This window comes from Conexibacter sp. CPCC 205762, from assembly GCF_030646155.1.
GTDB lineage: Bacteria > Actinomycetota > Thermoleophilia > Solirubrobacterales > Solirubrobacteraceae > Conexibacter.
Genome location: NZ_JAUTDN010000003.1, coordinates 125,310 through 141,853, shown reverse-complemented (window position 1 = coordinate 141,853; position 16,544 = coordinate 125,310). Strand labels below are relative to the sequence as shown.

Here is a 16,544-nt window from a genome sequence, read left to right as displayed (position 1 = left end):
CTGCGAGCATGTCGCTCATGAGCCGCGCACGGACCCTCAGCGACCGCGAGCTGACGCTTGCGCTGCTCGCCCGCCAGCTGCTGCTGACGCGGCGGCCGCTGACCGCCGCGCAGGCGGTGCGCCGGCTCGTCGCGCTGCAGGCGCAGTACTCGCCGTCGCCGTACCTCGCCCTCCACGCCCGCCTCGACGGCTTCGCGATCGGCGACCTCGAACGGTCGCTGCGGCGCGGGACGGTCGTCAAGGCGACGCTGATGCGCGGCACGCTCCATCTCGTCCACGCCGACGCCTTTCCGGCCTACGCGGCGGCATGGCTGCGGCAGGCGCGGCGGATGCGCGACGGACGCGTGCCGGAGCTGGCCGAGCGTGCGCCGGAGCTGGCCGGCGCGCTGCGCTCGTATCTGCGGCAGCCGCGCACGACCGACGAGCTGCGCGCGCGCACGCGCGCGCTCGTCGGCGACGCGATCGGCGAGCCGAGCATGCTGCTCGACTACGCGCGCATGTCGCTGCCGCTCGTGCACGTGATCCCGTCGGGGCTGTGGCGTCAGCACGGCAAGTTCTCGCTCGTGCTGCGGGAGGACGCGGCGAGCGAGGCCGACGACGACGCGGCCGCCGCCGGCACGGTCGCGCTGGTGCGCGACTACCTCGCCGCGTTCGGCCCCGCGACGCGCGAGGACCTCGCCGCCTTCACGTTCCTGCGCTACCACCAGCTCGACCCCGCGCTGGCGGCGCTCTCGCCGCGGCGCCTGACCGACGCGCGCGGGCGCGAGCTGTTCGACCTGCCGCGGGCGCCGCTGCCGCAGGAGGACGAGCAGCCGCCCGTGCGCTTCCTGCCGAAATGGGACGCGGCGGTGATCTCCCACCGCGACAGAACGCGGATCCTGCCGGCCGGCTTCGCCGACGTCGTCAAGGGCGGCAAGAACGGCGAGGTCGAGGCGACCTACCTGGTCGACGGCCAGGTCGCGGGGATCTGGCGCCACGACGAGCGCGACGGCGTCGCGACGCTGACGCTGCGCGCGCTGACCGGCGAGCGCGACGCGCCCGGCCTGGAGCAGGAGGCGCAGCGGCTGCTCGCCCTGCTCGCGCCGGAGGCGTCGCGGCGGGAGCTGACGCTGACGACGTGAGCGGGGCGGCCCGCGCCGATTCGCCGGCCGCGGCTCCGCGCCGCCGCGCGCCGCGTGCGGGCGCCACTTGACCTCAAGGCGCCTTGAAGGTGCACCATGGTGGCGTGACCGCCGTCGAACTGCCCCCGGCTGACGCGTTGCTGTTCGGGCGCGTCTTCCGCGTCACGACGCTCGGCGCCGTCGCGCTGATCTCGCTGCTGGCGTTCGAGTCGCTGGCGGTCACGACCGCGATGCCGGCGCTCGCTCGCGACCTCGACGGCCTCGCGCTCTACTCGGTCGCCTTCTCCGCCTCGATGGCGGCGAGCGTCGTCGGGATGGTCGCGGCCGGCGGGATCAGCGACCGGCGCGGGCCGGCGCTGCCGCTGCAGAGCGGCGTGCTCGTCTTCGCCGCCGGGCTGGTCGTCGCCGGCGCCGCGCCGTCGATGTGGGTCGTCGTCGCCGGGCGGCTGCTGCAGGGCTGCGGCACCGGCCTGGCGATGGTCGCGGTCTACGTCGTCGTCGCGCGGATCTACCCGGCGGAGCTGCGCCCGCGGCTGTTCGCGGTCTTCTCGGCCGCATGGGTCGTGCCGTCGATCGTTGGGCCGGGGATCGCTGGCCTCGTCGTCGAGCACGCCGGCTGGCGCTGGGTCTTCCTCGGCGTCCCGCTGCTCGCCCTGCTCGCGACCGCGCTGCTGCAGCCGGCGCTGCGGAGACTGCGGGCGCAGGAGCGGGCGACCGCCGCCGGCCGTGACGCGACCGCTGCCGGCCGCACGCCCGGCGAAGACGCCGACGGTGCGCCGGCGGGCGGCGCGGACGCGTCGGCGCTGCGCCGCCGCGTCGGCTGGGCGGTCGGGGCGGCGGCCGGCGCGGTCGGGCTGCAGGCCGGGGCGGAGGCGTCGACGGCGGTCGCGATCCCGCTCGTCACGCTCGGCGCCGCGACGCTGCTGCTGAGCGCCTGGCGGCTGCTGCCCGGCGGCACGCTGCGGGCCGGCGCCGGCCTGCCCGCGACGATCCTGCTGCGAGGGCTGATCACCGGCGGCTTCTTCTCGACCGAGGTCTATCTGCCGCTGCTGCTGGTGCGCGAGCACGACCTCTCGCCGGCGGTCGCCGGCCTGGTGCTGACGGCCGGTGCGCTCGGCTGGTCGGCCGGCTCGTGGTGGCAGGGCCGCGTCTCGAGACCCGGCAACCGCCGCGCGCTCGTGCGCGTCGGCAGCACGCTGCTGCTGCTCGGGATAGCGAGCCAGGCGCTGCTGCTCGTGCTCGACGCGCCGGCGCCGTTCACCGTCCTCGGCTGGACCGTCGCCGGCCTCGGGATCGGGCTCACCTACTCGACCTGCGCGGTGCTCGTGCTGGAGCTGTCGCCGCCGGCCCGCCAGGGCGAGAACAGCGCCGCGCTGCAGCTGAGCGAGGCGCTGCTGGCCTCGGGCGCGCTGGCGATCGGCGGCATCGTCTTCGGCCTGCTCGTCGCCGATCACCAGCACACCGCCTTCCTCGCCGCCTTCGGCCTGGCGGCGGTGTGGGCGCTTGGCGCCGCCGCGACCGCGCAGCGCGTGCGCGAGTCGGCGCCGTAGCCGCACCGGCGACGCGCGCGGCCTCAGCCCAGCGATGCGAGCCGGCGCTGTAGCCGCACCCGCGACGCGCGCGGCCTCAGCCCAGCGGCGCGATCGCGAGGTCGCTGAAGCTCGCGCTCGACCCGCGCGGCCCGCGGCAGGTGAGCGCGATCCGGATCGCGCGCTGGTCGGCCGGGCTGGTCGCCTCCGTGCCGAGGTCGCGCCAGTCGCCGCCCGCCTGGCGCGCCGCGAAGCGCACATGCTCGCCGCCGTCGCGCAGCTCGACGGCGAGGTCCGCCACCGCTGCGCCCGCGCCTTCCGTGCCCGCGCCTGCCGTGCCCGCGCCTGTCGTGCCCGCGCCTGTCGTGCCCGCGCCCGCGCCTTCCGTGCCCGCGCCTGTGCCGCCGATCGGCAGCGCTGCCGTCGCCAGCGTCTCGCCCGCGCCGGCCGCCGTCTCGGCCTGCCACGCGCGCGTCTCGCCGCGGCGCGTCAGCTCGACGCCGTAGGTCTCGCCCGCGGTCTGGCCGCCGGAGACCGCCGCCAGGCCGGGCGTGCAGCCGGCGGCGCGCACGCGCACGGTCGCGCGCAGGTCGCCGGCCGGCACCTGCCGCGCGAGCACTGCGCCGCGGGGCGCGCCGCGCAGGACGATCCGGCCGTCGCGCTGGCGGGCGCGGGCGGGCGCGTCCGACGGCCACTCCCAGCCCGGGTCGAGCCGCGTGCCGGCAAGCGACGGCGTCGGTGACGGCGCCGGCCGCTGCCGCACCCCGAGCGGCGCCGCGCCGCTGTCGATCGGTTTGCCGTCGTCGCCGGCCAGCGGCCAGCCGTCGCCACCCCAGCGCAGCGGGTCGAGCACGACGCTGCGGCGGACGTTGAGCGGGTCGTCGTCGAGCACGCCATGGTGCAGCAGCCACTGCCGTCCGCGGCCGTCGCCGACGACGGTGCCGTGGCCGTCGCAGCGCAGCCGCTCGCCGTCGCGCAGCAGCGGCTGCGGGTCGCGCACGTACGGCCCCAGCAGCGAGCGCGATCTCGCCGTCGCCTCGCGGTAGTCGCACGGCGGGCGGCAGCAGGAGCCGGTCGCGAACAGGAGCGTGAACGCGCCGTCGTGGCGCACGACCGCCGGTCCCTCGACGACGCCGCCGTCGTCCGGCCCCGGCGCCAGCAGCAGCCGCGCGCGGCCGGCGAGCGCGAGCCCGTCAGAGCGCAGCGGCACCGCCCAGATCCCGCCGCCGTTGCGGTATCTGCGAAACAGCAGCTGCGGCCGGCCGTGCTCGTCGCGCAGCACGAAGGCGTCGATCGCGCCGCTCGGCGGGCAGAAGAGCGGCCGCCCGCGGTCGCGGTACGGCCCGCCCGGTCCCGGCGCGCTCGCGACGCCGATGCACGGCAGCGGATCCCTCACCCCGCGCGGGCGGGCGGTGTAGTAGACCCGCACGCCGCCGTCTGCGCCCCAGCGCGTCAGCTCCGGCGCCCAGAACGGCCCCGCCATCCAGTCGGGCGCGCGCTCGAAGATGCCGCCGACGCGTGTCCAGTTGACGAGGTCGCGCGAGCGGAAGAGCGGGAAGACGGGCGCCCACGCGCGGCTTGTCGTCGTCAGCCAGAAGCTGCCGTCGGCCGCGCGAATCGCGCTCGGGTCCGGATACTGGCCGGCGATCACGGGGTTGGTGAAACCGGCGGCGGCGACGTCGTCACCGCGCGCCCCGCTCCCGCCGCCGCAGCCGGCGACGAGCAGAGACAGCAGGAGAGCGAGCAGGCCGATCCGCATCCGCCAAGGATGGCGCGCCGCGTCCGCGGGCGCCCGCCGCCTCAGTGCGCGACGTCCCGGCCGGGATCCGCGCGGCGATGCCGTCAGCCCGCCGTCAGCTCCTGCCAGCGCACGGCCAGCTCCGTGCGCGAGCGGACGCCGAGCTTGCGGTAGGCCTGCCGCAGGTGATGCTCGACGGTGCGCGGCGAGACGAACAGCGCCGTCGCCGCCTCGCGGTTGGTCGCGCCGCCGGCGACCAGCTCGCAGACGCTCCGTTCGCGCGCCGTCAGCGCCTCGGCGTCGGCGGCGGTCGCGCCGGCCGGCACCCCGGCGGCGGCCGGCGCCGGCTCGGCCGCCGGCAGGCCGGTCGCGGCCAGCTCGGCGGCGGCGCGCTGCTCCCACGGCGTCGCGCCGAGCTGGGCGAAGGTCGCGTGCGCGGCCCGCAGCAGCTCGCGCGCGTCGGCGCGGCGGCGGGCGCGCCGCAGCCGCTCGCCGAAGCAGAGCTGGGTCCGCGCCAGCTCGAACGGCGAGACGATCCGCGCGTGCGCGGCGAGCGCGACCGCGAGGTGCTCGTCGATCCGCTCGTCGTCGCCGAGCAGCGCGCGGCTGCGGGCGGTCGCGGCGGCGGCCCAGGCGCCGCCGGTCAGCGCCGCGCCGCGCGCCAGCTCGTCGGCGACCTCGCGCGCCTCCTGCTCGCGCCCGGCGCGCACGTAGGCGTCGACGAGGTCGCCCGCGGTGTAGAGGAAGGAGGGGTCGCGCGAGCCGAAGCGGGCGGTGTGCGAGCGCGCCTGCTCGAGATGGGCGATCGCCGCCTCGTTCTCGCCGCGGCCGAGCGCGAGCATCCCGAGCGCCTGCTCGGCGGTCGCCTGCGTCGCCGCCATCCCCAGCGCGGCGCTCAGCTCCAGCACGCGCGCGGCGTGGTCGCGGCAGGCGCTCGCCTCGCCGCGATGGGCCTCGACGAAGGCGGCGCTCGTCAGCGCCAGCGCGCGCACGAAGCCGGCCAGGCCCGCGTCGGAGAGCCGGATCGCCTCGGCGGCGCAGTCGGCGGCCGCGTCCAGCTCGCCGCGGCGGATGTGGAGCGAGGCGAGCACGGCGAGCGGCAGCGCCAGCGCGCTGACCGCGCCTCTGTCGCGCGCGCCGCCGACCAGCCGCCGCAGCAGCCGCTCGGCGTCGTCGTACTGCTCCATCCACAGCATGCAGAGCGCGGCGACCGACAGCACCTCGTGGCCGGGGCCGACCGGGTCGGCGTCGCGCAGCGCCTGCGCGTGCTCGGCCAGCAGCGCGCGCGCCTGCTGGTGGTGGCCGAGGCCGACGAGCGCCTCCGCCCGCAGCACGGCGGGCGCGTAGACGACCCAGTCGGGTGAGAGCGCCTGCGCGCGCGCCGCCAGCTCCGCCAGCCGCGCGACCGGCCCCGACGACATCAGCGCCACGCTCGCCTGCGTCAGCAGCAGCGCCGCGCGCGTCTGGTCTCGGCCCGCGACCCGCTCGGCCTCGTCCTCCAGCAGCGCGTACGCCTCGCGCGGGCGGCCGTCCTGGAGGATCGCGGCGCCGCGCACGAGCTGCGCGTCGGCACGCACGAGCGGATCGGTCAGCTGCGGCAGCAGCGCCTCGATCAGCGCCCGCGCCCGCGTCGGCTGGCCGGCGACCGTCGCGGTGTAGGCGGCGGCGATCGTGCGCGCGGCCGCTCGCTCCGGCTCGGGGCTGAGCCGCGCGGCGCGCTCCAGCAGCCCGATCGCGGTCGCCGTCGCACCCCGCTCGCGCGCCTCGTGACCGAGCGTCTCCAGCGACGCCGCGAGCTGCTCGTCGGGCGCGGTCGCGGCCAGCGCGAGGTGCCAGGCGCGCTCGGCCGGCGTGCCGACCGCGGCGAGCGCCCGGTGCGCCGCCCGCCGCCGGCCGGGCGGGGCGGCGTGGTAGACGGCCGCCCTCACGAGCGGATGCGCGAACCGCACCCGCGTCCCCTCCAGCGCGATCAGTCCGGCCTCCTCGGCCGCTTCGAGCACCTCGACGCCGGCCTCCTGGGCCGCTAGCAGGGAGGAGGTGGAGCCGCTCCCGCTCGCCGCCGCCAGCAGCAGCGCGGCCCGCGTCGGCTGCGGCAGCGCCGCGACGCGGGCGGCGTAGGCGCGCCGCAGCCGCTCGCCGGTCGGCAGCGGCTCGGGCAGCGCGGCGGCGCCGTCGCGCTGCGCGGCGGTCAGCTCGGCCGGCGCCTCCACGAGCGCCAGCGGGTTGCCGCCGACCGCGTCGACGAGCGCCTCCGCGACCGCCGCGGACAGCCCGCCGGCGCGCGCGAGCCTGAGCGCGTCGGTGCGCGGCAGGTCCTCCAGCGCCATCCGCTCGACCTCCGGCCACGGCTCATACGGCTCGCCTCGCAGCGAGCGCACGACGACGAGCGCGAGCGGCAGCCGCGGCGCGCGCCGGGCGAGAAAGGCGACCGCCTCCTGCGTCGAGGCGTCGAGCCACTGGACGTCGTCGACGAGCAGCAGCAGCGGCCGCGTCGCCCCCGCCGCCTCCAGCAAACCGACCAGCGCGTGCAGCACCAGCACCTGCTCGGCGCCGGCCGGCGCGTCGATCGCGAGCGCCGCGCGCAGGGCGGCCCGCTGCGCCTCCGGCAGCGCCTCGGCGTGGCTCAGCAGCGGCGCCAGCAGCTCCGCGAGGCCGGCGAACGGCAGCCCCAGCTCGGTCTCGACGCCGGTCGTGCCGAGCAGCTGCAGGTCGGGCGCGTCGAGCGCCCGCAGCAGCGCGCTCTTGCCGACCCCCGGCGGCCCTTCGAGCACGAGCGCTCCGCCGCGCCCCGAGCGGGCACGGTCCAGCAGCACGCGGATCCGCCCCAGCTCACCCGCGCGTCCGACCAGCCGACCTGCATCCGTGCCGCCGGGTCTCAGCATCCAGCCGAAATGTACGCGTCCGCGCTCGCCGCGGACAGAGCTGCGGCCGTGAGTCAGCCGGCGAGCTGCTGATACGCGCCGCTCGGCTTGGCGGCGAGGCCGGTGCAGTCGCGGAGGGCGTGCCAGGCGTCGATCGCGCTGCGGCGGGCGCCGCCTTCGAGCGGGATCGGGAGGCCGTTCTGGATCGTCGCCGGGCGCCAGACGGCCTTGTCGACGCGGCGGCCTGTGACCGTCACCTGCAGCACGCCGCTGTCGGTTCTGGGCGCGCCCTTGGCGTAGAAGGCGAGGTTGCCGAGGCCGTAGGCGACGTAGGTGCGGCCGCTGTAGCCGGCGCCCAGCAGCACATGCGCGTGGGAGCCGACGACGAGGTCGGCGCCGGCCTGCTGCAGCAGTCTCAGCAACTGCGGCTGCTGCGTGTTCGGGCACTGCTGCAGCTCCGTCCCCCAGTGCAGGAAGACGACGACGGTGTCGGCCTTCGCACGCGCCGTGCGGACCGCCGTGACGAGGCCGCCGAGGTCGCGCGCGGTCGCCATCCCGCCCTCGGAGTCGGTCGCCATCCACTCGCCGCGGAGGTTGTCGTCGAGCACCTGCGACGCGGCGACGATCGCGATCCGCTGCCCGTCGATCGTGCGCGTGAACGGTCTGAAGGCGGCGTCGCGGTCGGCGCCGACGCCGATCAGCGGCAGGCCGGCGTCCTTGTCGGCCGCGAGCGTCTGCTCGAGCCCCGCGCGACCGCAGTCGAGCCCGTGGTTGTTTGCCATCGAGACGGCGTCGACGCCGGCCGCTCTCAACGCCGTGAAGGCGCTCGGCGTCGTCGCGAAGCTGAACTGCTTCTCCTGTCTGGACGGGCACGAGCCGTCGGCGGTGACGGCCGTCTCGAGGTTGACGACGCTGAGGTCGGCGCCCTTCAGCAACCGCGGCAGCGGATCGAGCGCGGTCTTCGGGTCGGCGGCCAGGCGCGCCTTCAACCCCTCCTCGAAGTGGACGTCGCCGCCGAACGCGATCGTCACCGGGCGGCCGTTGCCGAGCGGGTCAGCCGCGGCCTGGGTGGACGGCGTCGTCGCGTCGCCTCCGTCGCTGCTGCCGGCGCAGCCGCCCAGCACGGCGGCAACCGCGAGCAGGGCGCAGGCTGTGCGCAGATGACTCACCTCAAACGTGTCATTCGATACAGAGCCGCGAACTCTTCCTACGCGGCCGCGGCGAGCCCGTCGCGCTCGGCGACCGCTTCGAGCGCCGCGAAGGCGTGCGGGCAGAAGGCCGTCCCGACCTCTCTGCGCATCAGCGCCAGCGCCTCGTCGGGCGCGAGCGGACCGCGGTACGGACGCTCGGCGGTCAGCGCCTCGAAGACGTCGGCGACGGCGAGCGTGCGCGCGAACGGCGACAGCCGCGAGCCGTCGAGGCCGCGGTGGTACCCGCGCCCGTCGAGCCGCTCGTGGTGGGCGGCGGCGTCGTCGCTCCAGGCGGCGAAGGCGCGCACCGGCCGCAGGATCTGCTCGCCGTAGACGGCGTGCATGCGGATCTGGCGGAACTCCTCGTCGGTCAGCCTGCCGGGCTTGTCGAGGATCGCGCTGGAGATCGCGAGCTTGCCGACGTCGTGCAGCAGGCCGGCGCGGTTGAGGTCGCGCAGCGTCCCTGGCTGGAAGCCGAGCTGGCGGCCGATCGCGACCGCGAAGCGGGCGACGCCGACCGAGTGCGAGGCCGTGTACGGCGACTTCGCGTCGATCACGCGCGCGAACGCCTCGGCGACGCGGTCGAGCTCGTGCTCGTCGGCGATCCGCACCAGCTCGCCCGGCTCCAGCTCGCTCAGCAGCGTGCTGAGGTCGTCGCGCTCGTGGTCGTGCCAGAGGCGGTCGTCGTCGCCGATCGCGAGGAAGGCGTCGGCGACGCGCGGGTCGAAGGCGCCGCCGCTGCGTCTGGCCACGACGGTCCGCGCCGCAGCGCGGCCGAAGCCGGTCAGGAAGACCTCGGCCGTCTGCGCGAGGCCGAGCACGCGGCCGAGCAGCGGCAGCTGCTCGCCGGTGAGCCGATACGGCTGTCCGCTGCCGTCCCAGCGCTCGTCGAGCGCGCGGACGGCGTCGCTGGCGGCCGCCGGCAGTCCGAGCGCCGCGACGACGTCGGCGCCGCGCTCGCAGCGGGCGGTCACGAGCGCGCTGCCCTCGGCGGCGAGGCCGCGCAGCGCGATCACGAACTGACGCGCGCGCTGCAGCCGCGTCATGCTGCCGCCGCCGACGTGGCGGGCGGTGAAGCGGAGCGCTTCCTGCGGCCGCGTCCAGTCGACGAACTTGCCGGCCTGCTTGAGCGCGATGTCGTCGCCGGCGAACAGCGCCGAGAAGCGCGCGGCGGCGTTCGAGCAGCCGGTGTCCTTCAGCAGCGCGGCGTAGAAGAGGGCGGCGCGGTCCTGCTCGCCGAGCCCGAGCCCGTCGGCGATCCGCAGCGCGATCAGGCAGGTGCGCTCGGCGTGGCCGGGCGGCTGGCCCTCGGTCAGGTCGAGCGCGTGCGACAGCGCGGCCAGCACCTCGGAGAGGCGCAGCTCACCAACGACCGGGTTCGCGACCGAGACCGCCACGCCCCCTGAATCGGCATTCGCGCGCTCCAACTGGAGCGCGCAGGTCAGCAGGGATCGTCGCCGGCGGCCTCGACGCAGGCGGAGGCGCGCTCGTGCATCGCGGCGGTGCAGTCGACGACGTGGCCGGCGGTCGCTCGCTGCAGCAGCGAGTAGAGCGTCTGGCGCTCCTGCTCGTCCAGCCCGTGCAGCAGCTCGGCCTCGGCTCTCGCGAGCGCCACCTCGGCGGCGGTCAGCTTGCTCGCGCCGGCCTCCGTCAGCTCGACGATGTGGCGGCGGCGGTCGTCCTCGGCGCGGCGGCGGGCGACGAGGCCCTCGCTCTCCAGCTCGTTCAGCAGGCCGACGAGGTTGGTGCGGTCGATCGAGATCGCGCTCGCGAGCGACTGCTGGGTCGCCGGCCCGGTCTCGCGCAGCAGCGTCAGTGCGACGAGCTGGCGCGGGCGCAGCCCGACCTGCTCCAGCGACGCCTCGGTGTGGGCGCGCGAGATGCGCGCGAGGTGGTCGAGCAGGGCGGTCGAGGAGTGGATCGGCGTGATTGCCACGTGCTCAGTCTACGAACGCCGCAGTCGTGTTCTACACTGCAATTCGTTTGTGCACCACAAATGATTGACGAGGAACATATGTCCGCACCGCGTCTGCTCCAGATCGACGCTTCCATCCAGGGCGACCGCTCCGTCAGCCGCTCGCTCACCAAGCAGGCGGCCGAGCGCTGGCTCGCCGCGCATCCAGGCGGCGAGGTGACCCAGCGCGACCTGGCGGCCGAGCCGCTCCCGCACCTCGGCCCCGACCACCTGCTCGCGCGCTTCGTCCCGGCCGAGCAGTACACGCCCGCGCAGCAGCAGGCGTACGAGCTGTCGAAGACGCTGGTCGAGGAGATCAAGGCGGCCGACGCGATCGTGCTCGGCCTGCCGATCTACAACTTCGGCGCGCCCTCGACCGTGAAGGCGTGGGTCGACCACGTCGTCTTCCCCGGTCTTTCGACCGACCCGGCCGGCGGCGACGGCCTGCTGAGCGGCAAGCAGCTGATCGTGCTGGAGTCGCGCGGCGGCGGCTATGCGCCGGGCACGCCGCGCGAGGGCTGGGACCACGGCGAGGCGTGGCTGCCGCACGGCCTCGCGCTGACGGGCCTGGAGACCCGCTTCGTGATCGCCGAGCTGACGCTGGCCGACGTCAACCCGGCGATGGAGCACCTGCGCGACCTGGCCGCCGAGAGCCTCGCCGCGGCGCGCGCGGAGGTCGACGCGCTGTGGGAGCCGGTCCCGGCCTGAGCCGGCGGCCGGCTCAGTGGGTCGTCGTGCCGCTGCGGCCGTAGCGGTCGTCGAGCCGCACGACGTCGTCGAGCTGCGGGGTCGAGACCTCGAGCACGGTCGCGTCCTCGATCGCCTCGATCGTGTGGACGACGCCGGGCGTGTTGCGCCAGCGCACGCCCGGCTCCAGCACGATCTCCTCCAGCGAGTCGGCGTCCGGGCCCTGCACGAGCAGCAGCCTGCCGCTCAGCAGGTAGCACGACTCGTCCTTCTCGTCGTGGTACTGCAGCGAGAGCCGGTGGCCGGCCCGCACGACCAGCAGCTTGCCGGCGTACTGGTCGGTGTGGGCGAACCAGGTCTCGTGTCCCCACGGCTTCTCGACGATGCGCGGCGCGGAGGGGGCGGTTGCGTCGATCATCGGAGGGAGGCTAGCGATTTCTGACTGGAATCGATTCCCGCCGCTCAAGCCCGCGCCTGCCCGGCCGATCACCCGGGGCGACGCATGAGCCTCGATGCCGCGATTGCCCGGATCGGTCAGATCCAGTCGATGATGGAGCCGCTGCGCGGCGCCACCGCGACGCAGCCGTCCCAGCCGGCGGTCTCGGCGACCGCCAGCGGCGGTGCCAGCACGAGCGCTCCGCTCGCGACCGCCTCGGCCTATGCGCCGCAGTCGTCGTACCCGGCTGCCGCCGCCACCGGCGCCCAGCCGACCAGCTTCGCGAACGTGCTCGCCACCCAGACCGGCACGCTCTCGCCGAGAGCGGCCAACCTGCTGACGGCCGGCCAGCGCACCTTCGCCACCCAGCTCGCGGCCGAGACCGGCCTCAACCCGCAGGTCGTCGCCTCCTGGATGCTCGCCGAGCAGTCGGGCGGCGCGGCGAAGTCGCGCGAGGCGGCCGGCAACCACAACTGGCTCAACATCGGCTACACCGACTCCGGCACCTACGGCAACACCGCCTCTGTCTGGTCGGACCCGGCGAGCGCCGCGCACGCGACCGCCGGCTGGCTCAAGGGCGAGGACACGGTCGACGGCTACGGCCGCGCCAGCGCCGGCGTGCAGTCGATCCTCAACAGCGCCGGGCAGTCGCCCGAGGCGCAGGTGCAGGCGCTCCAGCGCTCCGGCTGGGCCTCCTCCGGCTATCCGGACCTGCCGGCCGTGCTGCGCATGGTCGGCGCGTAGCCGCGCTCGGCGCTCGGCGACGACGGCTGCATGCGCGCCGTTGCGCGTGCTGCGCCGGCGCTACTCGATCACGAGCAGCGCGCCGCGCGGCGGGCCGCAGACGCCGACGCGCAGCGGCATCCGCACGCCGAAGACGTCAGCAGGGCGGACGACCAGGCGGCGCAGCTCATCATCGCCGGCGGCGACGTGCATGATCGTCTGCGCGAAGTGGTGGGCGCTGGCGGCCTCGGCGTCGGCCGGGATCAGCAGATCCGTGACCGGGCGCTCGATCGCCTCCTGCTCACTGATCGCGAGGAACCGCGCGGCCTCCGCGGACAGCGCCTGCACGGCCAGCGAGGCGTCGACGATCAGGTACGGCTCGCGGGGGCGCGGCACGAGGTCCGCGCTCGCCTCCATCAGCAGGCCGAGGTCGCACTCGCCGCAGACGCGCGCGACCGGAGCCGGCGCCTCGTCGGTGACGGCACCGCAGTGCCCGCAGAACCAGCGAGAGGGACGGGCCTCCTCGGTGGTCGTCGGGACGATGCTCAGATGTCGTCGGGCCAGTGCCACGTGAGCAGTATCGGAAACTTCGTTCAAGCGGATGTATGCGTTCGGTAGGAGTCTGGACGGATAGGCCGTTTGACGGTCAGCTAAACAGCACGATGATGAGCTTTTGGAGGTTTGGCGGCTACCGTCGAGGGTCCAGATCGTCGGCACGGCGGCCTATACATCGCGAGTATACGCAGTGTGTATAGTGCTCGGCCATGTCGATCGCCAAGACCTTTCTCGGCTTGCTCGAAGCCGGACCCAGCCACGGCTACGACCTCAAGCGCGGCTACGACCAGCGCTTCGGGCAGGACCGGCCGCTCGCCTACGGCCAGGTCTACGCGACGCTCTCGCGGCTGCTCAGAAACGGCCTCGTCGCGATCGACGGCGTCGAGCCGGGCGGCGGGCCGGAGCGCAAGCGCTACGCGATCACCGACGCCGGCGTCGCCGACGTCGACCTGTGGCTGTCGCAGCCGGAGGCGCCCGAGCCGTACCTGCAGTCGACGCTCTACGCGAAGGTCGTGCTGGCGCTGCTGACCGGCCGCTCGGCCGACGAGCTGCTCGACGTCCAGCGCGCCGAGCACCTGCGGCTGATGCGCGAGCTCACGCGTCGCAAGGCCGGCGGCGACCTCGCCGACCAGCTCGTCTGCGACCACGCGCTCTTCCACCTCGAAGCCGACCTGCGCTGGCTGGAGCTGACCGCGGCACGGCTCGGCCAGCTGCGCGAGGCGGTGACGGCATGACCCCGCTGCTGCACGCGACCGGGATCGCGAAGTCGTTCGGCGCCACCCCGGCGCTCGTCGACGCCTCGCTCGACGTCGCCGCCGGCGAGGTCGTCGCGGTGATGGGGCCGTCCGGCTCCGGCAAGTCGACGCTGCTGCACTGCCTCGCCGGGATCGTCCTGCCCGACAGCGGCCAGATCGACTACGACGGCCGCGAGCTGAGCAGCATGAGCGACGCCGGCCGCAGCGCGCTGCGGCGCGGCGAGTTCGGCTTCGTCTTCCAGTTCGGCCAGCTCGTGCCGGAGCTGAGCTGCCTCGAGAACGCCGCGCTGCCGCTGCGGCTGGAAGGCGTCGGCCGGCGCGAGGCGGAGCGGCGCGCCCGCACCTGGCTGGAGCGGCTGGAGGTCGCCGAGACGGCCGACAAGACGCCCGGCCAGGTCTCCGGCGGGCAGGGCCAGCGCGTCGCCGTCGCGCGTGCGCTGGCGACTGAGCCGAGAGTGCTGTTCGCCGACGAGCCGACCGGCGCGCTCGACTCGCTCAACGGCGAGCGCGTGATGCAGCTGTTCAGCGAGGCCGCGCGCGAGACCGGCGCCGCGATCGTGCTCGTCACGCACGAGGCGCGCGTCGCCGCCTGGTCCGATCGCGAGGTCGTCGTGCGCGACGGCCGCACGCGCAGCCTGGAGCCGGCGGTATGAGCGGCGGCGGCCCGCGCGGCGGGCAGCCGCGCGGCGGCGTGCTCGCCCGCTGGGCCCGCGAGCTGCTGCTCGGCGCCCGCCTCGCCGCCTCCGGCGGCCGCCGCGCCTGGACGCGCACCGCGCTGACCGCGCTCGGCGTCGGCCTCGGCGTCGCGCTGCTGCTGCTCGCCGCCGCCGTGCCCGACGCCGACCGCGGCCGTCAGCAGCGCGAGCTGGACCGGCTCGACCTGCCGATGGGCGACCTGCGCCCGGCCGACAACACGCTGCTGATCGCCTACCTCGGCGTGCTCGGCGACTACGACGGCGGCGAGCTGCGCGGCCGTCTGCTGCAGCCGGAGGGGCCGCGGGCGCCGCGCCCGCCGGGCGTCGCGAGACTGCCCGGGGTCGGCGAGATGGTCGTCTCGCCGCAGCTGCGCGAGCAGCTCGACGCGCCCGACGGCAGGGTGCTGCGCGAGCTGCTGCCGTACAGAGTCGTCGGCGAGATCGGCGACGGCGGACTCGCCGGCCCGGCCGAGCTGGCCGTCTACGTCGGCAGCGACAGACTCGCCGCGTCGATCCCGAGCGGGAACGGCTACGGCGGCAACAGCGGGATCTGGCGCGTCAGAGACTTCGGCGGCCGCACGGGCGTCTCCGGCGGCCTCGACCCGGTCCTCAGCCTGCTCGCCTTCGTCGTCTTCGCGGCGCTGCTGGTGCCGGTGGCGGTCTTCGTCGGCGCCGCCGTCCGCTTCGGCGGCGAGGCGCGCGACCGGCGGCTGGCGACGATGCGGCTGGTCGGCGCCGACGTCTCGATGGCGCGGCGGATCGCGGCCGGCGAGTCGCTGCTCGGCGCGCTGCTGGGGCTGGTCGTCGGCGGGCTGCTGTTCCTGCTCGCGGGCCGGCTGGTCGAGCAGCTCAGCGTCCAGGGCCTGAGCTTCTTCGCCGGCGACCTGATGCCGTCGCCCGCGTTCATCGTCGCCGTCGTCGTGGCGGTCCCGCTGGCGGCGGTCGGGGTGACGCTGCTGGCGCTGCGCGCCGTCACGATCGAGCCGCTCGGCGTCGCGCGCGCGGCGCGACCGCGACCGCGCCGGCTGTGGTGGCGGCTGCTGCTGCCGCTGGCCGGGATCGGGTTGCTGCAGCCGCTGATCGGCCGCAACCTCGCCGAGGGCGGCGACACGCTGCGCTACGTCACGACGGCCGGCGTCGTGCTGCTGCTGATCGGGATCGCGGCGCTGCTGCCGTGGCTGGTCGAGGCGGTCGTGCGGCGGCTCTCCGGCGGCGGGGTCGCCGCGCAGCTGGCGGTTCGGCGGCTGCAGCTCGACAGCGGCACGTCGGCGCGGGTCGTCGCCGGGATCGCGGTGGCGGTCGCGGGCGCGATCGCGCTGCAGACGCTGTTCAGCGGCGTCGAGCGCACCTACGTCGTCGACACCGGGGTGAATCCGGCGCGCGCACAGTTCCACGGCTCGCTCGGGCCGGGCCGCAGCGCGCTGCGGCCCGAGACGGTCGCGCGGCGGCTGGAGGAGGGCGGCGGCGTCAGATCGCTCGCCGTCTACGACCAGGCCTACCTCAGCGCGCGCGGCGCCGCGCTCACGGTCGCCGGCTGCGACGTGCTGCGGCAGTTGGCGCGGATCGGCCGCTGCCGCGAGGGCGACGTCTTCATGGTCGACGACGGCAGCCCGCTGCCCCGCCCCGGGCAGCGCACGCGGATCAGCAACCGCGACCGCTGGCGGATCCCGGCGACCGCGCAGACGGTCCAGCCGCGGCCCTTCGCCGACAGCGGCTTCGGCGTCGGCGGCGTGCTGGCGACGCCGGCGGCGCTGCACGGGATCGTCCCGGACGATCGGCAGATCGTCGTCAGCGGCACGCTCGACCGCCGCGACCCGGAGGCGTTCGAGAAGCTGCAGATCAGCGCGGGCGCGATCGATCCGCGCTTCTCGGTCGCGACCCTCCTGTCCGAGAGAGTCGACCGCGACTTCGCGCGGATGCGCAGGATGACGCTCGGCGGCGCGATCGCGGTGCTCGTGCTGATCGGCGTCAGCATGCTCGTCGGCGGGCTCGAGCAGCTGCGCGAGCGGCGCCGGCTGCTGGCGGCGCTCGTCGCCGCCGGCACGCCGCGCGCGACGCTGGCGCGGTCGCTGCTGTGGCAGACGGCGATCCCGGTCGCGCTCGGCCTGGTGCTGGCGATCGCGATCGGCTCGCTGCTCGGCGCGGTGCTGCTGCAGGTCGTCAGCGAGCCGGTCTCGTTCGACTTCGGCGCGATCGCGGCGCTGACCGCGCTCGGCGCCGGCGTCGTGCTGCTGGTGACGGCGGCGACGCTGCCGGCGCTGCGGCGGCTGACGCGCCCGGACGGCCTGCGCACGGAGTGA

General features: G+C 75.9%; 14 protein-coding genes. 7 read left to right on the top strand and 7 right to left on the bottom strand.

The genetic code is table 11. The features are described from left to right. Positions 1-17 precede the first annotated feature (17 nt). A complete protein-coding gene (locus Q7L73_RS04355; protein ID WP_304695905.1) occupies positions 18-1,121 on the top strand; it encodes a winged helix DNA-binding domain-containing protein in 1,104 nt (367 codons plus the stop codon). A 104-nt stretch (positions 1,122-1,225) separates the two neighbouring features. Then, on the top strand, positions 1,226-2,671 hold the full coding sequence (locus tag Q7L73_RS04350; RefSeq protein ID WP_304695906.1) for an MFS transporter: 1,446 nt from the start codon (positions 1,226-1,228) through the stop codon (positions 2,669-2,671). Between the two features lie 76 nt (positions 2,672-2,747). Here the strand turns inward: Q7L73_RS04350 and Q7L73_RS04345 are convergent, their stop codons facing one another. From Q7L73_RS04345 to Q7L73_RS04325, 5 genes are all read right to left on the bottom strand, one after another. Further along, positions 2,748-4,409: a glycoside hydrolase family 43 protein gene (locus Q7L73_RS04345; protein WP_304695908.1), complete on the bottom strand. Its 1,662-nt coding sequence runs from the start codon at positions 4,407-4,409 to the stop codon at positions 2,748-2,750. A gap of 83 nt (positions 4,410-4,492) precedes the next feature. Next, the gene (locus tag Q7L73_RS04340; RefSeq protein WP_304715487.1) at positions 4,493-7,270 is read right to left on the bottom strand and encodes a LuxR family transcriptional regulator; all 2,778 of its coding nucleotides are present in this window, start codon (positions 7,268-7,270) and stop codon (positions 4,493-4,495) included. Between the two features lie 53 nt (positions 7,271-7,323). Further along, complete coding sequence (locus Q7L73_RS04335; protein WP_304689479.1) at positions 7,324-8,418, bottom strand: CapA family protein; 1,095 nt, start codon at positions 8,416-8,418, stop codon at positions 7,324-7,326. A gap of 38 nt (positions 8,419-8,456) precedes the next feature. Continuing rightward, positions 8,457-9,836: an HD-GYP domain-containing protein gene (locus Q7L73_RS04330; RefSeq protein ID WP_304689481.1), complete on the bottom strand. Its 1,380-nt coding sequence runs from the start codon at positions 9,834-9,836 to the stop codon at positions 8,457-8,459. Positions 9,837-9,880: 44 nt separating this feature from the next. Next, on the bottom strand, positions 9,881-10,375 hold the full coding sequence (locus Q7L73_RS04325; protein ID WP_304689483.1) for a MarR family winged helix-turn-helix transcriptional regulator: 495 nt from the start codon (positions 10,373-10,375) through the stop codon (positions 9,881-9,883). A 78-nt stretch (positions 10,376-10,453) separates the two neighbouring features. On the opposite strand from Q7L73_RS04325, the gene Q7L73_RS04320 reads away from it, so the two are divergent. Then, positions 10,454-11,101: an FMN-dependent NADH-azoreductase gene (locus tag Q7L73_RS04320; protein ID WP_304689485.1), complete on the top strand. Its 648-nt coding sequence runs from the start codon at positions 10,454-10,456 to the stop codon at positions 11,099-11,101. A gap of 13 nt (positions 11,102-11,114) precedes the next feature. Here Q7L73_RS04320 and Q7L73_RS04315 read toward each other — a convergent pair whose 3' ends face one another. Continuing rightward, complete coding sequence (locus tag Q7L73_RS04315; RefSeq protein WP_304689487.1) at positions 11,115-11,498, bottom strand: cupin; 384 nt, start codon at positions 11,496-11,498, stop codon at positions 11,115-11,117. Between the two features lie 84 nt (positions 11,499-11,582). Here Q7L73_RS04315 and Q7L73_RS04310 point away from each other — a divergent pair, with 84 nt between their 5' ends. Continuing rightward, entirely contained in the window at positions 11,583-12,260 is a 678-nt protein-coding gene (locus tag Q7L73_RS04310; protein ID WP_304689489.1) for a hypothetical protein, read from the top strand. Between the two features lie 60 nt (positions 12,261-12,320). Here Q7L73_RS04310 and Q7L73_RS04305 read toward each other — a convergent pair whose 3' ends face one another. Beyond that, on the bottom strand, positions 12,321-12,809 hold the full coding sequence (locus Q7L73_RS04305) for a PAS domain-containing protein (protein WP_304689491.1): 489 nt from the start codon (positions 12,807-12,809) through the stop codon (positions 12,321-12,323). A gap of 194 nt (positions 12,810-13,003) precedes the next feature. Here Q7L73_RS04305 and Q7L73_RS04300 point away from each other — a divergent pair, with 194 nt between their 5' ends. The 3 genes from Q7L73_RS04300 to Q7L73_RS04290 are packed head-to-tail and all read left to right on the top strand — an operon-like array spanning position 13,004 to position 16,544. Further along, complete coding sequence (locus tag Q7L73_RS04300) at positions 13,004-13,528, top strand: PadR family transcriptional regulator (RefSeq protein WP_304689493.1); 525 nt, start codon at positions 13,004-13,006, stop codon at positions 13,526-13,528. Next, a complete protein-coding gene (locus Q7L73_RS04295) occupies positions 13,525-14,202 on the top strand; it encodes an ABC transporter ATP-binding protein (RefSeq protein WP_304689495.1) in 678 nt (225 codons plus the stop codon). Before Q7L73_RS04300 ends, Q7L73_RS04295 begins: the two co-directional genes overlap by 4 nt. Next, positions 14,199-16,544 carry an FtsX-like permease family protein gene (locus Q7L73_RS04290; RefSeq protein WP_304689497.1) on the top strand — a complete coding sequence of 782 codons (2,346 nt, stop codon included), beginning with the start codon at positions 14,199-14,201 and terminating at the stop codon, positions 16,542-16,544. Before Q7L73_RS04295 ends, Q7L73_RS04290 begins: the two co-directional genes overlap by 4 nt.